Source organism: Acinetobacter sp. NIPH 542, from assembly GCF_000369825.1.
Taxonomy (GTDB): Bacteria; Pseudomonadota; Gammaproteobacteria; order Pseudomonadales; family Moraxellaceae; genus Acinetobacter; species Acinetobacter oleivorans.
Genome location: NZ_KB850206.1, coordinates 1,103,939 through 1,123,327 on the forward strand (window position 1 = coordinate 1,103,939; position 19,389 = coordinate 1,123,327).

19 protein-coding genes are annotated in these 19,389 nt (G+C 36.8%); 10 read left to right on the forward strand and 9 right to left on the reverse strand.

From position 1 onward, the window contains the following. Positions 1-40 precede the first annotated feature (40 nt). Positions 41-1,264, forward strand: a complete 1,224-nt coding sequence (locus F886_RS10745; protein WP_005304832.1) for an alkane 1-monooxygenase — start codon at positions 41-43, stop codon at positions 1,262-1,264. A gap of 108 nt (positions 1,265-1,372) precedes the next feature. Here the strand turns inward: F886_RS10745 and F886_RS10750 are convergent, their stop codons facing one another. From F886_RS10750 to F886_RS10765, 4 genes are all read right to left on the reverse strand, one after another. Beyond that, a complete protein-coding gene (locus F886_RS10750; RefSeq protein WP_005304836.1) occupies positions 1,373-2,578 on the reverse strand; it encodes an acyl-CoA dehydrogenase family protein in 1,206 nt (401 codons plus the stop codon). Between the two features lie 23 nt (positions 2,579-2,601). Next, a complete protein-coding gene (locus tag F886_RS10755; RefSeq protein ID WP_171067777.1) occupies positions 2,602-3,885 on the reverse strand; it encodes an acyl-CoA dehydrogenase family protein in 1,284 nt (427 codons plus the stop codon). 229 nt (positions 3,886-4,114) lie between these two features. Continuing rightward, positions 4,115-5,488, reverse strand: coding sequence for an ABC1 kinase family protein (locus F886_RS10760; protein ID WP_005304840.1), 1,374 nt, complete (start codon positions 5,486-5,488; stop codon positions 4,115-4,117). Between the two features lie 233 nt (positions 5,489-5,721). Then, positions 5,722-6,024: a hypothetical protein gene (locus F886_RS10765; RefSeq protein WP_005304842.1), complete on the reverse strand. Its 303-nt coding sequence runs from the start codon at positions 6,022-6,024 to the stop codon at positions 5,722-5,724. A 190-nt stretch (positions 6,025-6,214) separates the two neighbouring features. Here F886_RS10765 and ybaK point away from each other — a divergent pair, with 190 nt between their 5' ends. The 8 genes from ybaK to F886_RS10805 all read left to right on the forward strand — a co-directional run bounded on the left by ybaK (position 6,215) and on the right by F886_RS10805 (position 14,890). After that, positions 6,215-6,682: a Cys-tRNA(Pro) deacylase gene (gene ybaK, locus F886_RS10770; RefSeq protein WP_004792620.1), complete on the forward strand. Its 468-nt coding sequence runs from the start codon at positions 6,215-6,217 to the stop codon at positions 6,680-6,682. 630 nt (positions 6,683-7,312) lie between these two features. After that, a complete protein-coding gene (gene mtlD / locus F886_RS10775) occupies positions 7,313-9,460 on the forward strand; it encodes a bifunctional mannitol-1-phosphate dehydrogenase/phosphatase (RefSeq protein WP_005304844.1) in 2,148 nt (715 codons plus the stop codon). A gap of 105 nt (positions 9,461-9,565) precedes the next feature. After that, entirely contained in the window at positions 9,566-10,192 is a 627-nt protein-coding gene (locus F886_RS10780; RefSeq protein ID WP_005304846.1) for a 2'-5' RNA ligase family protein, read from the forward strand. After that, positions 10,180-10,698, forward strand: coding sequence for a bifunctional adenosylcobinamide kinase/adenosylcobinamide-phosphate guanylyltransferase (gene cobU / locus F886_RS10785; protein ID WP_005304848.1), 519 nt, complete (start codon positions 10,180-10,182; stop codon positions 10,696-10,698). The genes F886_RS10780 and cobU overlap by 13 nt, the downstream gene beginning before the upstream one ends. Position 10,699: 1 nt before the next feature. Further along, entirely contained in the window at positions 10,700-11,755 is a 1,056-nt protein-coding gene (gene cobT / locus F886_RS10790; RefSeq protein ID WP_005304849.1) for a nicotinate-nucleotide--dimethylbenzimidazole phosphoribosyltransferase, read from the forward strand. Then, positions 11,748-12,347, forward strand: coding sequence for a histidine phosphatase family protein (locus F886_RS10795; protein WP_005304853.1), 600 nt, complete (start codon positions 11,748-11,750; stop codon positions 12,345-12,347). Before cobT ends, F886_RS10795 begins: the two co-directional genes overlap by 8 nt. Positions 12,348-12,471: 124 nt before the next feature. Further along, positions 12,472-14,040 carry a histidine-type phosphatase gene (locus F886_RS10800; RefSeq protein ID WP_005304855.1) on the forward strand — a complete coding sequence of 523 codons (1,569 nt, stop codon included), beginning with the start codon at positions 12,472-12,474 and terminating at the stop codon, positions 14,038-14,040. 106 nt (positions 14,041-14,146) lie between these two features. Beyond that, positions 14,147-14,890, forward strand: coding sequence for an adenosylcobinamide-GDP ribazoletransferase (locus tag F886_RS10805; RefSeq protein WP_005304858.1), 744 nt, complete (start codon positions 14,147-14,149; stop codon positions 14,888-14,890). 75 nt (positions 14,891-14,965) lie between these two features. On the opposite strand, the gene F886_RS10810 is transcribed toward F886_RS10805, so the two are convergent. Both F886_RS10810 and F886_RS10815 read right to left on the reverse strand, forming a co-directional pair. Then, the gene (locus F886_RS10810) at positions 14,966-16,075 is read right to left on the reverse strand and encodes a 3-deoxy-7-phosphoheptulonate synthase (RefSeq protein ID WP_013198033.1); all 1,110 of its coding nucleotides are present in this window, start codon (positions 16,073-16,075) and stop codon (positions 14,966-14,968) included. Positions 16,076-16,171: 96 nt separating this feature from the next. Then, positions 16,172-17,059: a sulfite exporter TauE/SafE family protein gene (locus tag F886_RS10815; protein WP_005304864.1), complete on the reverse strand. Its 888-nt coding sequence runs from the start codon at positions 17,057-17,059 to the stop codon at positions 16,172-16,174. A 61-nt stretch (positions 17,060-17,120) separates the two neighbouring features. On the opposite strand from F886_RS10815, the gene F886_RS19860 reads away from it, so the two are divergent. Beyond that, positions 17,121-17,219, forward strand: a complete 99-nt coding sequence (locus tag F886_RS19860) for a hypothetical protein (RefSeq protein ID WP_081402156.1) — start codon at positions 17,121-17,123, stop codon at positions 17,217-17,219. Here F886_RS19860 and F886_RS10820 read toward each other — a convergent pair. The 3 genes from F886_RS10820 to F886_RS10830 are packed head-to-tail and all read right to left on the reverse strand — an operon-like array spanning position 17,211 to position 19,337. After that, positions 17,211-17,492, reverse strand: a complete 282-nt coding sequence (locus F886_RS10820) for a hypothetical protein (protein WP_005304865.1) — start codon at positions 17,490-17,492, stop codon at positions 17,211-17,213. The genes F886_RS19860 and F886_RS10820 overlap by 9 nt on opposite strands. Continuing rightward, positions 17,489-19,045: a PepSY-associated TM helix domain-containing protein gene (locus tag F886_RS10825; protein ID WP_005304866.1), complete on the reverse strand. Its 1,557-nt coding sequence runs from the start codon at positions 19,043-19,045 to the stop codon at positions 17,489-17,491. The genes F886_RS10820 and F886_RS10825 overlap by 4 nt, the downstream gene beginning before the upstream one ends. Then, positions 19,038-19,337, reverse strand: coding sequence for a hypothetical protein (locus F886_RS10830; RefSeq protein ID WP_005304867.1), 300 nt, complete (start codon positions 19,335-19,337; stop codon positions 19,038-19,040). Before F886_RS10830 ends, F886_RS10825 begins: the two co-directional genes overlap by 8 nt. Positions 19,338-19,389 lie beyond the last annotated feature (52 nt).

Here is a 19,389-nt window from a genome sequence, read left to right on the forward strand (position 1 = left end):
TCTTTAACTATATAGATATATAGAAAAAGGAAATATAGCTATGAATGCACCAGTAAATGTTCAACAAGAACTTATGCCAGTGCCTGCGTCTATGCGTGAAATAGATCGCAAACGCTTTTTATGGATGATTAGTCCTGCTTTACCTGCTATCGGCTTAGCTATTTTAGCTGGTTATCAGTTTGGTCCACGCCCTTTGAAAAAAGTCTTCGCATTAGGTGGCCCACTTTTATTACATGTTGTGATTCCGGCAATTGATACTATTATTGGGAAAGATGCTCGAAATCCGACAGATGAAGAAATTAAGCTATTAGAAAAAGATCCATATTACTCACGTCTTGTGAAGAGTTTTATTCCTCTACAGTATGCTGCGAATGTTTATGCATGTTATTTAACAAGTCGTAAAACGACATCTTTTATTGATAAGATTTTACTTGGTATTTCAATGGGTGCAATCAATGGTATTGCGATTAATACAGCCCATGAGTTAAGTCATAAGCATGATCGTCTAGACCATATTCTGTCTCATCTTGCTTTAGTTCCAACTGGCTATAATCATTTCCGTATCGAGCATCCTTACGGGCATCATAAGCGTGCAGCAACACCAGAAGATCCAGCTTCATCACGTATGGGGGAAACATTCTATGAGTTCTGGCCACGTACTGTTATTGGTTCTTTTAAGTCTGCAATAGAAATTGAAAAAAATCGTTTAAAACGTAAAGGTAAAGAATTCTGGTCTTCAGATAATGAACTATTACAAGGCTGGGGAATGACTGCTGCTTTTCATGGTTCTATGGTTGGAATCTTTGGTAAAAGTACAATTCCATATTTAGCGACACAAGCATTTTATGGCATTAGTCTTTTTGAAATTATTAACTATATTGAGCATTATGGTTTATTACGTCAGAAAAAAGAAAATGGTCAATATGAACGTACAATGCCGGAGCATAGCTGGAACAATAATAACGTAGTAACAAACTTGTTCTTGTACCAGTTGCAGCGTCATTCAGACCATCATGCTTATCCGACTCGGCCATTCCAAGCATTGCGTCATTTTGACGAGGCACCTGAGTTACCAAGCGGTTATGCCAGTATGTTATTACCAGCATTAATCCCTTCATTGTGGTTTAAAATAATGGATAAGCGAGTTTTTGATCATTATAAAGGTGATTTAAACAAAGCAAATATTTCGTCAAAAAGACGTGCAAAAATCTTTAAGAAATTTGGTGTAGTTGATAAAGCGTTAGACAGTACAACTACCGAATAAATAAAAAATTTAATTCCTGAAATACGAAGCCCTCTAGTTTAATCGCTAGAGGGCTTTTAAGTTTTTACATAAAAAGCTAATAAAAGAAGGGGAAATTTCCCTTAATTATTATTTTAGTTCGCTAGAAGATTTACCCAGTTCTCGGCGGGCAATGATTAATTGCTGGATTTGCTGAGTACCTTCAAAGATATCGAGAATTTTCGAATCACGTGCCCATTTTTCAAGTAACTCATCTTCGTTATAGCCAACACTTGCTGCCAATTCAACACATTTTAAAGTGATCTCATTACCTACACGACCTGCTTTTGCTTTTGCAATAGAAGCTTCCTTAGAGTTTGGTTTTTTGTTATCTGCCATCCACGTGGCTTTTAACATGAGTAGGCGAGCAGCTTCCCATTCAGCTTCCATACGGTGGATTTGAGCTGCAAGGTTAGAAGCATGTAGGTAGGGCGTAGAGTAATTAGGATCGAGTCGATCTTTAAAAATCTCTTTAATACGTTCTAGTGAAGCTTTAGCACAACCGATTGCCATTGCTGCAACTAAGGGGCGAGTATTGTCAAAAGTTTCCATTACTCCAGCAAAACCTTTAGCGACGTCTACTTCGGCATTACCTAAAAGGTTTTCGGCTGGCACACGGCAATCAATAAAACTAATCACTGCCGTATCTGAAGCTTTAATTCCTAATTTATGTTCGAGACGTTCAACCTTCATTCCCGGTGTACCTTTGGGTACCACAAATGACTTAATAGCTGCACGTCCAAGTTTGCGATCAAGCGTGGCCCAAACAACGACTGAGTCTGCACGTTCGCCAGAGGTCACAAAAATCTTTTCACCATTTAAAATATAGTCATTGCCATCTTTGGTTGCAGTGGTGCGGATCGCAGCAGAGTCAGAGCCGCATCCTGGCTCAGTAATGGCCATTGCTGCCCATGTTCCATTGAACCGCTCTAATTGCTCATCATTTGCCACAGCAGCTATTGCTGAGTTCCCAAGCCCTTGACGTGGCATACTCAGCAATAAGCCTGTATCGCCATAACACATCTCAATAATTCCAAGAGCGGTCGACATGTTGGTTCCGTTACGAATCCCTTCACTTTCTGTATCACCGCGCTTTCCAGCACCTGCAGCTCCAGCATTAATACCTTCTCCACCTTCATTCATACCATCAATGAGTGAAGCGAGCATATCCAGCTCTTTGGGATACGCATGCTCAGCTTTATCATATTTACGAGAAATAGGGCGTAAAACATTGATCGCAACATCATGTGCTTGATCAATCATCATCTTGAATTTTTTAGGATTTTGTAAATTCATTAAAGTATCCTCTGATTGATCATTTAAGCATGTAAGCCAGATTGTAAAATTGCAGTAGCGCGTAGATCACGGTACCAGCGTTCAACAGGGTGTTCTTTTGTGAAACCATGCCCACCAAGAATTTGCACACCATCTGTACCGATTTTCATGGATTTTTCAGCACAAAGTAGTTGGGCTAGATAAGCTTCGCGGTGAAATGGCTTGCCTGACTCTGCAAGGCTTGCTGCGTTTAAAAGCAGCATACGCATTGCATCAATTTCAATAGCCATATCTGCAATCATGAAAGCGACACTTTGGCGATGAGAAATTGGTTCACCGAAAGCAGTTCGTTCATTGGCATATTTAATACAATAAGCTTTAACAGCTTCACATGTACCTACAGCCATTGCACACCACATTAAGTTGCCCAAATCTAAAAAAGCAGTGTAGTCAAAATCTGTTGCACCTAAGCGTAGAGCAGGAGTGTGATTAAAACGAAGAGTTGCTGTTTCTGTGGCTTTAAGACCCATGGCCGGAGTGTTTTTTATTGAAATTGTGTCACCGCATTGCACGACAAATACGTCTGGCTTGCCGTTAAAGTCTGCACTTACTAAAAATACATCAGCTAAATCACCTAAAATTACTAATGTTTTCTCGCCATCAATAAAAAACTGATCATTTTCAAGTGATGCTTTTGTTTTTAAAGCATAAGGATTAAATGCTGGAGTTGCCTCTTGAACTGCAAAGGTTGCTGTAATGTCTGAGTCTTCTGCAAAACATGGTAGATACATTGACTGAACTTCAGCAGAACCCCAACGTGTAATTGCATTGATAACGCTAAATGTACTAAGTAATCCTGCTGCAAGGCTAAAATCACCTTCAGCTAATTTTTCAGCTATTAATAGATTACTTACAATATTTTGTTCGGTCGCGACCCCACCTAATGCCTCTGGAAGTGCATAGTAATTGAGTCCTAAATCTTCAACATATTGCCAAAGACTTTCAGGAAACTGAGCATTCTGGTCAGCATCATGCGCTAATCCTAATAAAACCTCTTGAGCAAATTGAGACATTGCATCGGAGGTCATTTGTTGTTCTTCAGTTAGGCTTAAATCAAATAGATTTTTTTGTTGGCGAGGTAATCGCTGTTGGGAGATCTGTTTTGGTTTAAATGCTTTTTGAGTCTGACTTAATGCTTTAAAACCAGCTTTTGAACCTTGATAAAGAGATTTTTCAACAAATTTACGCAACTTGAGTTGATCAAGTACATCGCTTCCAGCCAATCTGGTAATTAGCGATAAACCCAAACCCTGAGCTTTATTGATCATACTTGTCATGATTATGGTGTCCTAACACGTTGTTATTGTTTTATGCTGACACGCCTCATATTAAAAAACTATGTCGTTACTGACATTCAAAAAATGAGTAGATAAATGGCAAATAGAAAATAATAAAATTATAAGTTTTTGATTTTATTTGTTTAAAATTATTTGATGATTGGGTGGGGTGAGAGGTATTGACTAGAATGACATGGAATCATTCTAGTCCTTTATTAAATTAAGCAAAGTTACGAATCATACGTCGCACATTTGTTTTTGCATCAATAACTGTCATAAACGTATAGGCCCCAATAAACTTACGGCTAATAAACATAAATTCTTTTGGAGGAACTGAGAAATAACGTGACGCCATTGATTTACTTGCTTGCTGCATAACACGGCTATGTAACTGACTTTTCTTCCAGTCATAACGTTCATGTTCATCCATAAGCCCAGCGGGCATATCTGGATTATTTGCAGGGGTACTAAATGCTTCTGTCGCGATTAAAAACACGTCGGCCATGCCTGGTTTAATACTTTCAGGCATTGCATCAAAAAATTCATATCCAGTCATGGCTTGTACCATCGCATTTTTATCATGCTGATAACCTGCCTGAATGAGTTGACGTGCAACTGCTAACAGGTGTTCATCAAACTGACGGATAGCACCAAAATCTAATAACACAATTTTGTCTTGAACATCTTGACCATTACCCAAACGAACAAGGTAATTACCAAAGTTAGGGTCAGTCTGCATTTCACCCCATTCAAAAATTTCACGAACTGCTATTTCGAGTGAAGCTTCACCAAGTTGATTACGACGTTCTTGAGGTAAAGACAACATCACAGGGCTATTGATTGGAACACCACGTTCGAAAGTCATGCAAAGTACTTGATTGGTACAGTATTCATCTACAATTGTTGGAACAATATAACGCTCGTCATCTTTTAAGCGTTCACCGAAGCGACGGGTAGTGGCAGCTTCAACATCATAGTCAACTTCGCGATGCATCATTTCACGTACTTCATCAAACCACTGATCAAATTCACGGGTTTGTGGCACCATACGTGTCAGTTTAAGCATGTTTTTAAACAAGCTCATATCTGAATCAATTGCATTTGCAACGCCAGGATATTGGATTTTTAAAACTAGCTCTAAGCCGTCTGATTTACGTGTTGCACGATGTACTTGTGCGAGAGATGCAGTACCAATGGGTTCATGATCAATCGTTAAATCATTTAATTTAGCACCCAGTTGCTCTTGTAGATGTGGTTTAATTGCCGGCCAGTCTAAAGCAACAGTTTGGTTATTTAGGGTATTTAATGCCTGAGTAATCTCTTCTGGTAAAAAGTGTTCACCATAAAGAGCCATCATTTGGCCAATTTTAACAATAGAACCCTTAAGTTTACCTATTTCAGAAACCAGATAATTAGCTTGTTCGCTCATCGCTTTTTTGCGTTTCTTTTCTTTTTCTTCTTCATTAGAAAATAAAGAAGAGGCACTTGCAGTTGCCCAACGTGTTCCTGCAAGTAAAGAAGCTTTCGCGATTGATAAGCGTCGATCCATGGAAGAAGTTTTTAAACTCTTAAGCTTATCTTTCTGATTTGACATGAAAATAGAATCCTATGCGCATCATGCAGCCAAACGCTGGTGATCTAAAATTGTAACGAATATTACATGTTTTGAGCGTATTAAAATAGTTCTCTCAGACTGAATGATAGGCCGAAATGGTCATCTTTATTCCAATAATTCTTAAATAGCCTAAGTAATTTGAAAATTTAAGAAATTAAAACAATTCAGATAAGTAAAACTAAGATAAAACAGATCTTTGATAACAAAATGGATTACATTTTAAATTGAATCTTTAATTCAGATTTCTGCATCAAATGCAGGCGATTGGTCTGAATATGTTGCAATAACATCTGTTTGACTGAATCATGCATAAAACCAAGTGCATGAGCTTTTACTATAATGATGCTAGGAAGGGTATAAAAGAAGTACTTAACATCATCAAGAGTTGCGTTATTAAAAATACCTTGTTCAATTAACGTCTGCTGCAAAAAATGCTTTTCATTTAATACAGAATCTGAAGATTCATCCCAAAAACGGTGACGCATCGCCATCAGATTGTTGTGTTTATAACTCATAAAATTGTCAGCTCAGACTTCAAATCTAAATAAAATATATGGAGTCGAGCAACGAATATCAAGTTGAGATTATTTTTTCTTCAGTTGCTGTTTGAATTTTTATGTAACTCTTGTAAATAGCCTAAGCAAATTTTAAATTTTTTCTAAAAAAACTATAATCGAAACAATTTCATCTATAACACCCCTTATCATGACTCCTGCATGTAGATTGTTAAAAAGTAATAAAATCGAATTTTCTATTCATGAATATGAACATGATTCAAATGCCAAAAGTTTTGGATTAGAAGCAGCCGAAAAATTAGATTTAGATGTAAACGAAGTATTTAAAACTCTAATGGTAAGTGACGATAAAAATTATTTCGTTGCTGTCTTACCAGTTAATCATCAATTAAATTTAAAAAAAGTAGCTACGGCGTTTGGATGTAAAAAATTACAGATGGCTAATCCTAAAGATGCTGAACGTTTAACAGGATATTTAGTAGGAGGGATTAGCCCTTTAGGTCAAAAGAAACGATTAAAAACGGTCATTGATGCATCAGCTCAAAACTTTAATAAAATTTATGTAAGTGGTGGAAAAAGAGGGCTGGATATTGGTTTAAATCCAAAAGATTTAGCTCAGCTTTTAAATGCTCAATTTGTTGATGTACTTGATCAATAATAATGGCTTAAAAACTTACTTTAAGAACTAACCATGATTCTCTATCTGTATTGAGAAAGTACTTTATTGCAGATCTTTTTTTCAAAAAAGAGAGAAGCACAAATAATGAAGAAAATGCTTGAATTATTAAATGAAAATGATTATCATTATTGCTAATGGTGGTGTAGCTATTTTCTAATAAGGAGCAAAGACATTGGTTTTAATGTCAATCTTATATTCTATTCGTTCATGCTCATTTTCTTATGAATTTTAGAGTTATACCAGAAGCACCAACAATGAGAATAGCGAAAGGTGAGTTGATTCCTGGTATGTGACACCTGCGAGACATTATAAAAATATGCAGGTTCAAGTAGCGGTAAATGGAACTAAGAAAAATAAATACTATCAGCGCAACAAAAAGAATAAACCAAGAGTGGCAAGCGAGGATGGCTTGCCACTCTTGTATTTATAGTTAGCTTCATACTTATTCATATTGTTCAACCTTTTTAGAGTTTTAACGCTACTCAGTAACAGATCTCTTATATTTTTGATTAAAAAATAACCACTAATGTTTCATTTATTAATATCCCGCCTTTTTAACCAATTTTTTGTATACTCTGAATAAAACATGATCAAAAAAGAGGTAAAAGCGTGCTTATTTTTCATGGAAAACCTGTTCATGGAGCAATTTTTGATATGGATGGGACAATGTTTGATACTGAGAGGTTGCGGTTTCAAACACTGCAACAAGCATCTCAAGAACTCATTGGACAGGAGTTTTCACACGAATATTTAATGCAATGTTTAGGTTTAAGTGCAACTACTGCTGAACAATTGGCTCAACGTTTATATGGCGTAAATGTTCCCTATAAAGAAATACGAAAAAGAGCCGATGAGATGGAACTCGAATATATTCGAAAACACGGCGTACCGATTAAAAAAGGTTTAGTTCAAGTTTTAGAACGTTTACGAAAATCTGGCTTAAGAATGGCTGTTGCGACTTCAAGCCGTAGAGCAATTGCCGAAGAATATTTAATTAATGCGAATGTTTATAAATTTTTTGATGTGGTTACCTGTGGTGATGAAGTCGAACAAGGAAAGCCGCATCCTGAAATCTTTTTAAAAGCTGCTAGTCAACTTCACTTGGATGCTAACCAGTGTCTTATGTTTGAAGATTCTGAAAATGGTTTAACTTCGGCTCACACTTCAAAAGGTTTGACGATTTTATTAAAAGATATTAAAGAACCAAATGATGAAATGCTGGAAAAAGCACATTTTTATTATGATCAGATGTATGACTTGTTAAGTGATCTCGACCAATTTATTCCTGTTATGGATATGCCAGATATGCAGGAGCCTTTTCCGCAAAGCCTAAATCAACTGACGGTTGGAATACATGGTTTCGGTGCTATTGGCGGTGGTTATATAGCGCAAATCTTGTCACATTGGGATGGGTACACAAAACCAAAGAGAATTATTGCTTCAACACGTAATAGTCTTTTTCGAGAGGCTGTGAATGCATTTGGAACTTATAGTATTCGCTATGGTCAATTTTCTTATGATGAACGTATTGAGAATATGACCATTGTTGATTCTGACAATGAACAACAAATGTTAGAGATGTATACACATTCAAGTTTGATTGCACTTTGCTTACCTGAGCAAGCGATCGAGGCTGAGTCAAAAATAATTGCAAAAGGATTATATGCGCGTTTTAACTCGCCACTTGAAACATGTATTGAACCGTTAACTTTTCTAATTATTTTAAATAAAGTCGGTGCGAAATATTTGGTTATGAAGCATCTTAGAGAAGCTCTACTAGAGTTAACTAACGATGAAGATGTAACTGAGCATATTTTAAAAGAACATTACTTTTGCGACACTGTTGTAAACCGCATGGTTTCAAAGCTATCTAATCAAAATTTATATCGCCAACTTCGCATTAAGCATCACTTTCTTGAACAGCATTTATCTGATGTCGAGTATGAAGAACAAGTCGAAATTGAAGATTGCAATAAACTGACTCAAGATCAGCAAAACCAGGCATCTTTATATGTTGATAACATGCGCCGTAATTTCCAGCCAGGTCATATATTACAAAGCATGGACCTAATTCTGTTTCATAGCGAAACGGATATGCCAATTTATGTAGAAAAAGGCAGTCCTTTGCTCGAAAAGTTACGTCAAGTTGTCTTGGTTAATCAGATTACAGATATACAATTAATCAAAAACCGACTATGGAATGGCGTGCATGCCATGCTTGCTTGGTACGCATCTTTACTAGGTTATGAATCTATCGGTGTTGCCATGGGTGATCATTCAGTTAAAGCATTTGCAGAAAACTTAATTAGAGAAGTAAAGCAAGGGCTTGCAATTGTATTACCTAACTATGCAAAAGATTTGGATCGTATGGCACAAAGCTTTCTAGACTCATGTGAATATGCTTTTAAAGACCCTTGTCAACGAGTGGCCAGAGATCCACTTCGCAAATTAACTCATAATGAAAGAGTAATTGCGTCAATTGAGGTGAATATAGGTCATGATTTGCCTTATAAAAACTTATTAAAAGGCGCTGCGCTAGGGTATGCGTATGCAATTCAATATTTAGAAATTGAAGAGGCTGATGTAATCAAACATTTACAACAGCAAATTCAAAAAATGGATATGAATACTACCCAAAGAAGACAACTTGAAGTTGAGTTAACGCAATTAGTTCAATATTTATTTTCTGAACAAGGCAAACAGCCTTTAAACATGAATATTACCAACTCCAAAAGTACGCGTACTCAGTATGCTTAAGTTCGTTTAAATAATTAATGTTCTACAACTGAAAGGCAAACGTGCTTTAATATGAAAATTGAATGATTTTGAATTAAAGCTGTGCTGCTAAAACCTTCGACGTTCATGGTGCCAACCTCTATACGGGATTATCCCGAATGGCATCTTGGGCGCCAAAATTATGCTTTATGGTATTTAGAAATTAATGATCAAAAAATAGTTGATTATTTAGATGCCTTGCGCGCGCATTTTTCAGAATTTTTAGTAGAACCCAATAATCGTCAATATCATATCACGCTGTTTATATGTGGATTTTTAACCCACAAAACTAGAATCTATAGTGATGACTTTAGTTTGAGTGAATTTGAGCAGCAAAGAGAAATCTTAAGAAAAGAGAATTTTTCCTCATTTCAATTAAAAATTGGTTCAATTGATAGTTTTACTAGTGCTTTATTTGTTCAAATCCAAGATATCAAAAATACCTTGCCTCTAATACGCCAAAAGCTAGGTTTAGTTTCTAATGAAATAGCTGCTTTAGAATATTGTCCGCATATTACTTTGGGGTTATATAAAAAAGAATATAGTAGTGATTTGATTTTACATAAAATTTCTGAATTACCTGTACAATACAAACACGCTGAATTTGATCTTAAGTTCGAGCATCTAACGTTTGGTTATTATCAAGCTCAAACTTTACAAGGTAAGTTATATCCATCTCAGCATTTGTTTTTAGGTGATTCATGTTGCAACTGATTTTAGGTGGAGCCCGTTCTGGTAAAAGTCGACTGGCTGAACAAACGGCAATAAATACGCAATTAGCTGTGACTTATGTTGCTACTGCGCAAGCGCTTGACCCAGAAATGCAAAGTCGAATTGAACACCATCAAAATCAGCGTCCTGCTCACTGGTCTTTGGTTGAAGAGCCATTATATTTAGCAAATGCTCTACAAAAAACTGATCGCCCTAATCAAATTATTTTGGTGGATTGTTTAACGCTTTGGCTAACCAATTTGTTACTTTTAGATGATCAAAGTGTTCAACAACTTGAGTGTGAGCAGCTGTTAAAAGTTTTACCTACGCTTGAGTCAGAAATTATTTTAGTAAGTAATGAAACGGGTTTAGGCGTTGTACCACTCGGTGAGATAAGTCGACGATTTGTAGATGAAGCAGGCAGACTACATCAAGCTCTAGGGCAAATTGCAGATAAGGTGGTGTTTTGTGTGGCTGGTTTTCCAATGATTTTAAAAGGTGAGAAATAAAATGAACTGGTGGTTAGAGTCTGTACAGCAACCAAATTTGGACGCAAAACAACAAGCAGAGCAACATCAACTCCAACTCACAAAACCTACTGGTGCCTTAGGGGATTTAGAACTGATAGCTGTTAAACTTGCTAGTTTACAGTCAAATGTACATCCACAAGTCGGCCATCCATGGATTACGATTTTTGCGGGCGATCATGGTGTGGTTGAAGAAAATATCTCTGCATATCCTCAAGCCGTAACCCGTCAAATGCTGCAAAACTTCACGACCGGTGGTGCAGCAATTAGTGTCATTGCCAAATATCATCAAGCTCATTTGCAAGTGATTGATTGCGGTACAGTAGGTGAAGCATACGAATACGTAGGCGTTGAATGTCATTGTATCCGTGCTGGTACAGCAAATTTTGCTAAACAAGCTGCAATGAATACTGAGGAATGCCGTGCTGCTCTAGAGTTAGGTAAAAATAGTGTAGACACGGCTAAAGCCAACGGTGCAGATATTTATATTGCGGGTGAAATGGGTATTGGAAATACTTGTTCCGCTTCTGCTTTAGCATGTCTTTTATTAAATGATACTGCTGAGCAATTAACTGGAGTAGGGACAGGAATTGGTGCCGATCAGTTAAGACATAAAATTGAAGTAATTGAACAAGCAATCGAACTTCACCATAAACATGTTGTTGGTGATGTATTCAAAACACTGTGTGCTGTAGGTGGATTGGAAATTGCAGCAATTGTAGGTGCTTATATTCGATGTGCGCAGATGGGCTTACCTATTATTGTGGATGGCTTTATTAGTTCGGTTGCTGCTTTATGCGCGGTACGAATGAACCCTAAAGTACGTGACTGGATGTTATTTGGCCATCAATCGGCAGAGTATGGACACCGTCGTATTTTGCAAGAACTCAATGCAGAGCCGATTTTAAAAATGAATTTACGGTTAGGTGAAGGTAGTGGTGCAGGTACTGCTTTGTCATTAGTTAAAATGGCATGTGTATTACACAACCAAATGGCTACTTTTGCTCAAGCTGCCGTAAGCGGGGATAAAATTGGGTAAATTCAGAATCGATTTACTCAGACATGGCGAGAGTCAAGATAGCCATACTTTACGTGGACACTTGGATGATGAGTTAACGGCAAAAGGTTGGCAGCAGATGCAGTCAACCATTGAGCAAGTTGCAAATCAGTCATGGGATGTCATTATAAGTTCTTCACTAAAACGTTGTGCTTATTTTGCTGAGCAACTTGCAAAGACAACTCAGCTACCTTTGCTTTTAAACCATGACTTAAAAGAAATGTATTTTGGTGATTGGGAAGGTGTCTCAACTCAGCAAATTTATGAAACTTCACCAGAATTATTGGCAAATTTTTGGCAAAAACCGAGTCAATATTGTCCACCACGTGCAGAAACATTAATGCAATTTCAAATAAGGGTTCTTAAAGGCTTTCAGGAACTACTCATAGAAATGCAAAACCAAAATTGGCAACATGGATTGGTTGTTACCCACGGTGGTGTGATTAAGCTATTAACTTGTTTAGCCACGCAACAACCTCTAGATGATTTACTAAAAATGCCGGCAGAGCTTGGAAAATTATATTCATTCGAATTTTCTGAAATAGATGGTCAATTAACTTTCATGTTGAGATAGCAAATTTATATTTCTATACATATGTAAGTTATTATTTTTATAAAGATATTTGAGTATTTGTAATAGAACTGTCATTGCTAAAAATTAAGCTATTGGCATTTCTTATTACTTACTCATCTGACTTATGAATATTTTATTTAAAACGACTGTGCTCGCAGTATCATTATTACTTGTGGCTTGTAATAATAATGATGATCAAGATGTTCAAACGACACCATCCACAAATGCATCAAAATATTATCAAACTAAAACGCCTTATCAACCACAACAAGAAATAAAAAACTATGAGCAAGCACCCAATGGATTCCAGCCAGTTTTTACCGAGTTAGTGGCACGTCACGGTTCAAGAGGTCTCTCAAGTCTGAAATATGATTTGGCACTTTATAATTTATGGAAACAGGCAAAAGCAGAAAATGCCTTAACACCATTAGGTGAACAATTGGGTGCAGATTTAGAAGCAATGATGAAAGCCAATATCTTATTAGGCTATGGCGTAGAAGGGATCCGTCAGTACGGTTATGGAAATGAAACCATGACTGGTATTTTAGAACACCGCGGCATTGCAGATCGTTTATTACAGCGCTTGCCAAGTCTTTTAAATTCGCAAGCATCTATATTGGTACAAAGTTCTGGGGTGGATCGTGCGGTAGATAGTGCTAAATTCTTCACTGCTGAACTCATTCAACAACAACCGCAACTTAAAGATAAAATTGTGCCAACGTCTTATACTAATTTATCGAGTGCAAGCGTTCCAAGTGCTGAAGATGGTGGTGTTGATCGTTTTAAACTTTATTTTCATAGTTTGAATGCAGATGAAGACTTGGTCCAACCACTTAGTGCTGGTCAACAAAAAATTTATGATGCTAGTCAGTCCTATCAAGATTTTGAAGAAAATAATAAAGATTTAGCCCAAAAGTTAGATGAGTTATCAAAAAATACAGAAGCTGAAAAAACAGCTCAAACTGTACTTAATCCGATTTTTAAAGCAGACTTTATTAAAAAACTGGGTACAACAGGTTATAACTTTAGCAATACCGGATCCTTTACGGTAACTTCACCAAAAGGTGAGCAAATTACAGAAAAAGGTAAGGGGAAAAATACGATTGCTAGTGCAGTTGATGCAGCAGCTTATATTTATGAGCTCTATTCAATTTCTGGTGGCATGAAAGATGAGTTAAAGGGTATCGATTTTGATAAATATATGCCGTTAGATGTTGCGAAATTCTACGCTGAATTTAATGATGCAAACGATTTTTACGAAAAAGGTCCAAGTTTTACAGAGTCAAATCAAGTCACGAGTGAAATTGCTCAAGGACTTAAACATGACCTATTCCAACAAGTTGACGCCGTGGTGAATAAAGCTCAGCCTTACAAAGCAGTTTTACGGTTTGCCCATGCTGAAATTATTATTCCTTTAGCAACCAGCCTAGATTTACATAATATGATGCAGCCTTTACCACTACGTCAGACCTATAATTACTCAACTAGCGCATGGCGTGGTGAAGTAGTTTCACCTATGGCGGCAAATGTTCAATGGGATATTTACCAAAATAGCCAAGGCAATACTTTGGTAAAAATGCTTTATAACGAAAAAGAAACTTTGTTCAAATCTGCATGTAACTATGCACGTTATACACCAACTAGTTTTTACTACGACTACATCAAATTGAAACAGTGCTATCAAATGCAATAGATTTTTAGTTTTTGAAGTCTTTAATGGGAATAGGGATTGCTATTCCCATTTTTATTTCTTCATAATCCAATTTGCTTTTAAATATAGATCAGTTAGAGACTTGGATATGACACCTTTTTGGATTGCATTGCAATTTTTAACTGTTCTGCCTATTGAGCTAAAGACAATGCCAACGGCGCAACAAAATGGTCGAGCTATTTTGTTTTATCCACTGGTTGGGCTGATTATTGGTGGCATTCTTTTTCTTATCTCGTGTCTTTTAGTTAAATTACCCGTTATTTTGCTTACTGTTATCATCATGGCTTTATGGGTTTGGCTGACAGGGGGATTACATCTAGACGGACTAGCAGATACGGCAGATGCATGGGTAGGTGGTTTTGGAGACAAACTACGCACTTTACAAATCATGAAGGATCCAAGTTGTGGTCCAATTGGCGTGCTAAGTTTAGTTATTATTTGTTTGCTTAAATTTGTACTGATTTATGTGTTGATTGAACAGCATCAAACGTTATTTTTAGTCTTTGTTCCCATCCTTGGGCGTGTTGTACCATCTATTTTGTTTTTAACTACACCATATGTTCGTGAAAAAGGTTTAGGTCATTCGTTGACTGATCATTTACCTAAAACGACTTCTTGGATAATAGCTGGGTTGGTTCTGCTATTGGCTTTATATTGGGAATGGCAAGGGCTTATTGGCATCATTGTGTTTTTAATTAGCCTTGTTTATTTAAGGCATCTCTTTATTAAAAGAATTGGCGGTATTACAGGTGATACAGTGGGGGCAGCGATTGAGCTTAGCGAAACCGTGCTGCTTTTTGCTTTTGTGGTGAGTTATTTTTATTTAGTTTGATGTTGAATTCCGACAAAGAAAAATAAAAAAAGCCCTCAAAAATGAGGGCTTAATTGATCTTCTTAAAAAGATGTATTAACGATTTGGTAAAACGTCTTTTAAAGCTTCATGCATTTCAAGTAATGTTTTTTCAGTCGTTTCCCAGTCAATACAGCCATCAGTCACTGATTTACCATATTCGAGATCGCAAAGATTCTCAGGAATATCTTGGCGGCCGCCTTTCAAATGACTTTCAACCATAAGACCAACAATTGACTTATTACCATCTAAAATTTGTTCAGTAATATTTTTAAGAACAAGTGGTTGTAAGTACGGGTCTTTATTTGAGTTTGCGTGGCTCGCATCAATCATGATTTTAGTGCTAACTTTTGCTTTTGCTAAAGCATTTTCTGCTTCTTCAACAGAGCCAGCATCGTAGTTTGGCTTACCATTACCACCACGTAATACTACGTGCGCGTAAGGGTTACCACTCGTATTAATAATCGAAACTTGTCCGTCTTCATTAAGACCTAAGAAGCTATGACCGTATTTAACAGACTGCATCGCATTGGTTGCAACAGTTAAACCGCCATCTGTACCATTTTTAAATCCAACTGGCGAAGATAAGCCAGAAGACATTTCACGGTGAGTTTGGCTTTCGGTTGTACGGGCACCAATTGCAGACCAAGAAATTAAGTCTTGGTAGTACTGCGGAGAGTTCGGATCAAGTGCTTCAGTTGCACATGGTAAACCTTTTTCATTTAACTCAAGCAAAAGCTTACGACCAATACGTAAACCTTTTTCAATATTAAAAGAGTCATTCATGTCAGGGTCATTAATGAGACCTTTCCAACCAATTGTTGTACGTGGTTTTTCAAAATAAACACGCATAACTAAATACAATGAATCTTTGACCTTTTCACTTAATGCTTTTAAACGATCGGCATATTCGTGAGCAGCTTTTGGATCATGAATAGAGCAAGGACCAATAACGACAAACAAACGCTTATCTGAACCATCTAAAATATTACGAATGGTATCGCGACCTTTTAGAACAGTTTGTGAAGCAACATCAGATAAAGGAAGTTCTGACTTAAGCTCAGCTGGTGTTACAAGAGTTTGAATGCTTTTAATATTAACGTCGTCGATATCTGGCTTTGAAACGGAATTTGAATGTGTAGTCATTGCTGTCACTGGTTCGATCATACTAAAGGTTGTTTTGTGTACTGAATATACCATGAAATAATTATGAAAATCCTACATCTCATGGTATTTCAGTTTGGAAAAATCTTATTGATTTTGCTATCTTTCAGTTGAGTTGCTTGTTTTTTCGGCAACCACAGCTTGTTGTTGTACCACATGTGCTTTCGGTTTTGCTTTGACTGGGTGAACCATAAAGTTAACACCGAGGGCAAATAGGGTAATCCCTAAAATTTTTCGGATTAAACGTTCTGGCATACGAGAACTAATGAGCGTACCAACAATAATTGCAGGAATTGAACCCACCAATAACCACATAAGAAGCGTAAAGTCGACGTTACCAGCACTCATATGTCCAAGGCCAGCCACTAAAGTGAGCAATACGGCATGTACAACATCTGACCCAATAATTCGAATCATTGGTAAGTTCGGGAACATGATCACGAGTGCCATAATCCCAAATGCACCAGCACCGACTGATGAAAGCGTTACGAATACACCTAAGATGATACCCATCACCACGATAAAGCTACGTTTCTTATGGATAGCTAAATGCTCAGTCTCAGTTTGAGTGACTTCTTTACTTCTAAAACGACTAAAGAACTTTTCAATACGGGAGCGGAAAATGATAGATACACCAGTTAAAGTCAGCATAAAACCTAAAACCATGGTGAGTACAGCTTTATAGTGTGTTGACTGACTTAAATAATGCTCAAGTACCCATGTGGTACCGAAAGATGCAGGAATGCTGCCTACTGCTAACCATAAAACAATTGGCCAGACAATATTGAGCTTTCTAGCGTGAACCATTGATCCACAAAATTTTGAAATTGCGGCATAAAGTAAATCGGTACCAATTGCGATATGAGGTTCAATTCTAAAAAGGCCAATTAAAATTGGTGTCATTAATGATCCACCACCAACTCCTGTGATCCCTACACAGAAACCAACTAACATACCTGCTAAGATAAATTCAAAAGCACCAGACATCTTTATCGCCACTTATCACGAAACGCACATATCTTATTCCTTTTAGAGATAAACAGTTGTCATGAATAGTGATTTGCTTATGCAAAAAAAAGCTAAGCAATCAAAATATTGCTTAGCTTGTTCTATTTTTCATCATTTTTTAAAGAAGAGCTTATTTTGAAGACTTTAGAGGATTAACAAGAAGTATAAGAATAAAAGTTAATGGCGTTGCAAAGATCCACCAACTGACAAAACCAATTGAAAATTTATAGTGTTGAATAAGAATAAATGCACATAAACCAAATAATATGAATGCAGCTATTTTAAAGTGTCGATAATACTTTTGAGCTAGCGATTTGAAATGACCTGTTGATTTCGGCGATCGATATTTTTCGCTCGCCATAAATAACAAATACATACCTAATAAAATTAAGATGAAAGCTATAAGAATCATGAGCTCACCTCAGTATTTAATTTATTCAGCTTTTTTTGAATCTTTTCTACAGCTTTATGTTGAATAGGTTGAATTTTGCAGAATATAAAAATTGCTAAAGCTGCAAAGATCCATAAAAATACATCTACACGTGCAAAGGTCCAATAATCTCTGAGACTTTGAACATACTCATGTTTAAGTAAATAACTTAGATTTAAGATGGGAAGTGCAATACAGAGCATAATAAAAATACTAAGTTGAGTTCGCCAAAAATGCTGCTTTTTAGTGAATAAAGCAATGATTAAGCTGATTAACCAAACTAAGAAAAAGCTATAAACTTCATAATTGATTGTGGTTGAAGTGACTGTAAACAATCGATTGGCGCTTAAATAGGCGACAGTTGCACAAGGTAATCCAACAAACGCTGCAACATTTAAACGGTCAACTAAATAGTGTCCAAAATGAAATTTACTATTCTTATTTTGAATTTGACGTTTAAGACTCCACAGTAACAAACCAGAGGCAATCATTACACAGCCTAAAATGCCTGAGAAAAAGAATCCTAAACGAAGTAAAGGCTGAGCAAATGTCGCCATATGTAGCCCATAGACTCCCGCATTTAACGTTGCAATAGGGCTATTATTACGTGTGTCTTCTAAAACTTTGCCGGTTGAAGCATTTAATGTAATTTGAGCCTGATTACGAGTAATAGAGCGGTCTTCTTGCTGAATAAAAGTAATTTGCGTCTGATTGGTATTCGGGTTTTTCACACTAATCGTTGATAAAGGTTGATTACCCCAACTTTGTTGAACTTGGTTCAATAGCTTATCAATAGCTAAGTTTTGAGCAGGCTGAATTGATTGATTCTCAAGTACAGTCTTTGTGCGGATTTCGGTAAAATATTGATAAGGGTTTTCAGGGTAAAGCTTTTGCATTCCCCAAGGCAGATATAAATAAAAGAAAATTGCTAAGCCTGTGAATGTAATTGTTAAAAAGAAGGGCAGTGCAACGACTGAAGAAATATTGTGAAAGTCTAGCCATGAGCGCTGAGACTTAAATGTGCGTAAAGTAAAAAAGTCGGTGAATATTTTTTTATGGGTAATAATGCCCGAAACCAAAGCAATTAGCATAATAAATGCGGCAAGACACACGACTAATCGCCCAACTATTATTGGAATGCCAAAAAGTTGGTAATGGAAGCGGTAAAAAAAATCTCCGCCTAGAGTTGCCGAAAGTTGAAGTTCTTTTCCCGTGTTAGCATCAAGTGTGGCATTGCCATAACCGCCGTCAGCTTTTTCCCAATACATAGTGTTGACGGGACTTTCTGGTGTAGCCACAGTTAAATACCAAGATTTGGCATCTGGAGCATTTTCTTGTAAATATTGATATGCTGTTTTAATAGCAATATCTTGCTTTACTTCATATTGAGCAAGTGCAGGCTGCATCCATAAATTAATTTCATGGCGGTAATAAGATAGGCTACCCATTAAGAAAATAGCAAATACGAGCCATCCAAATATTAAGCCAGTCCATGAGTGTAGCCATGCCATAGATTGACGTATACCTTTATGCATAACCCACCATACGTGTCACAAAAAAGAAAAGGGCGCACAAAACAATTGATAGCCCAGTGAGTTTCAAAAGTGATTGAACGCAGAAACCAACAATCACAAAGATGACGTAAAATAGAATTGCTATAAATGCTGCGAGATATATAGCTTCAGCTTTGTCGAGGGTCAAAAGGAAAATTCCAATGAGTCCAAGACTTAAATACGCCATACAGGCAAAGCCCATACCGAAAACTAGCAAGAATCGATAGAAAACTTTTATACGATATGACACAGGGAGATTTACAGTTTTGGACATCTTTACTGACACATACACAAAGAATAATAAGTAAAGCCAATCCCTAAATTGA

Excerpts from the sequence above, each read along its gene's own strand:
- F886_RS10745 (WP_005304832.1), top strand. The coding sequence starts at position 41 with ATGAATGCACCAGTAAATGTTCAACAAGAACTTATGCCAGTGCCTGCG.
- F886_RS19860 (WP_081402156.1), top strand. The coding sequence starts at position 17,121 with ATGAATAGTGATTTGCTTATGCAAAAAAAAGCTAAGCAATCAAAATAT.
- F886_RS10750 (WP_005304836.1), bottom strand. The coding sequence starts at position 2,578 with ATGAATTTACAAAATCCTAAAAAATTCAAGATGATGATTGATCAAGCA.
- F886_RS10760 (WP_005304840.1), bottom strand. The coding sequence starts at position 5,488 with ATGTCAAATCAGAAAGATAAGCTTAAGAGTTTAAAAACTTCTTCCATG.
- F886_RS10825 (WP_005304866.1), bottom strand. The coding sequence starts at position 19,045 with ATGCATAAAGGTATACGTCAATCTATGGCATGGCTACACTCATGGACT.
- F886_RS10830 (WP_005304867.1), bottom strand. The coding sequence starts at position 19,337 with ATGTCCAAAACTGTAAATCTCCCTGTGTCATATCGTATAAAAGTTTTC.
- F886_RS10780 (WP_005304846.1), top strand. The coding sequence starts at position 9,566 with ATGGTGCCAACCTCTATACGGGATTATCCCGAATGGCATCTTGGGCGC.
- F886_RS10755 (WP_171067777.1), bottom strand. The coding sequence starts at position 3,885 with ATGATCAATAAAGCTCAGGGTTTGGGTTTATCGCTAATTACCAGATTG.
- F886_RS10765 (WP_005304842.1), bottom strand. The coding sequence starts at position 6,024 with ATGAGTTATAAACACAACAATCTGATGGCGATGCGTCACCGTTTTTGG.
- F886_RS10820 (WP_005304865.1), bottom strand. The coding sequence starts at position 17,492 with ATGATTCTTATAGCTTTCATCTTAATTTTATTAGGTATGTATTTGTTA.
- cobT (WP_005304849.1), top strand. The coding sequence starts at position 10,700 with ATGAACTGGTGGTTAGAGTCTGTACAGCAACCAAATTTGGACGCAAAA.
- F886_RS10815 (WP_005304864.1), bottom strand. The coding sequence starts at position 17,059 with ATGTCTGGTGCTTTTGAATTTATCTTAGCAGGTATGTTAGTTGGTTTC.
- ybaK (WP_004792620.1), top strand. The coding sequence starts at position 6,215 with ATGACTCCTGCATGTAGATTGTTAAAAAGTAATAAAATCGAATTTTCT.
- F886_RS10810 (WP_013198033.1), bottom strand. The coding sequence starts at position 16,075 with ATGATCGAACCAGTGACAGCAATGACTACACATTCAAATTCCGTTTCA.
- F886_RS10800 (WP_005304855.1), top strand. The coding sequence starts at position 12,472 with ATGAATATTTTATTTAAAACGACTGTGCTCGCAGTATCATTATTACTT.
- cobU (WP_005304848.1), top strand. The coding sequence starts at position 10,180 with ATGTTGCAACTGATTTTAGGTGGAGCCCGTTCTGGTAAAAGTCGACTG.
- F886_RS10805 (WP_005304858.1), top strand. The coding sequence starts at position 14,147 with ATGACACCTTTTTGGATTGCATTGCAATTTTTAACTGTTCTGCCTATT.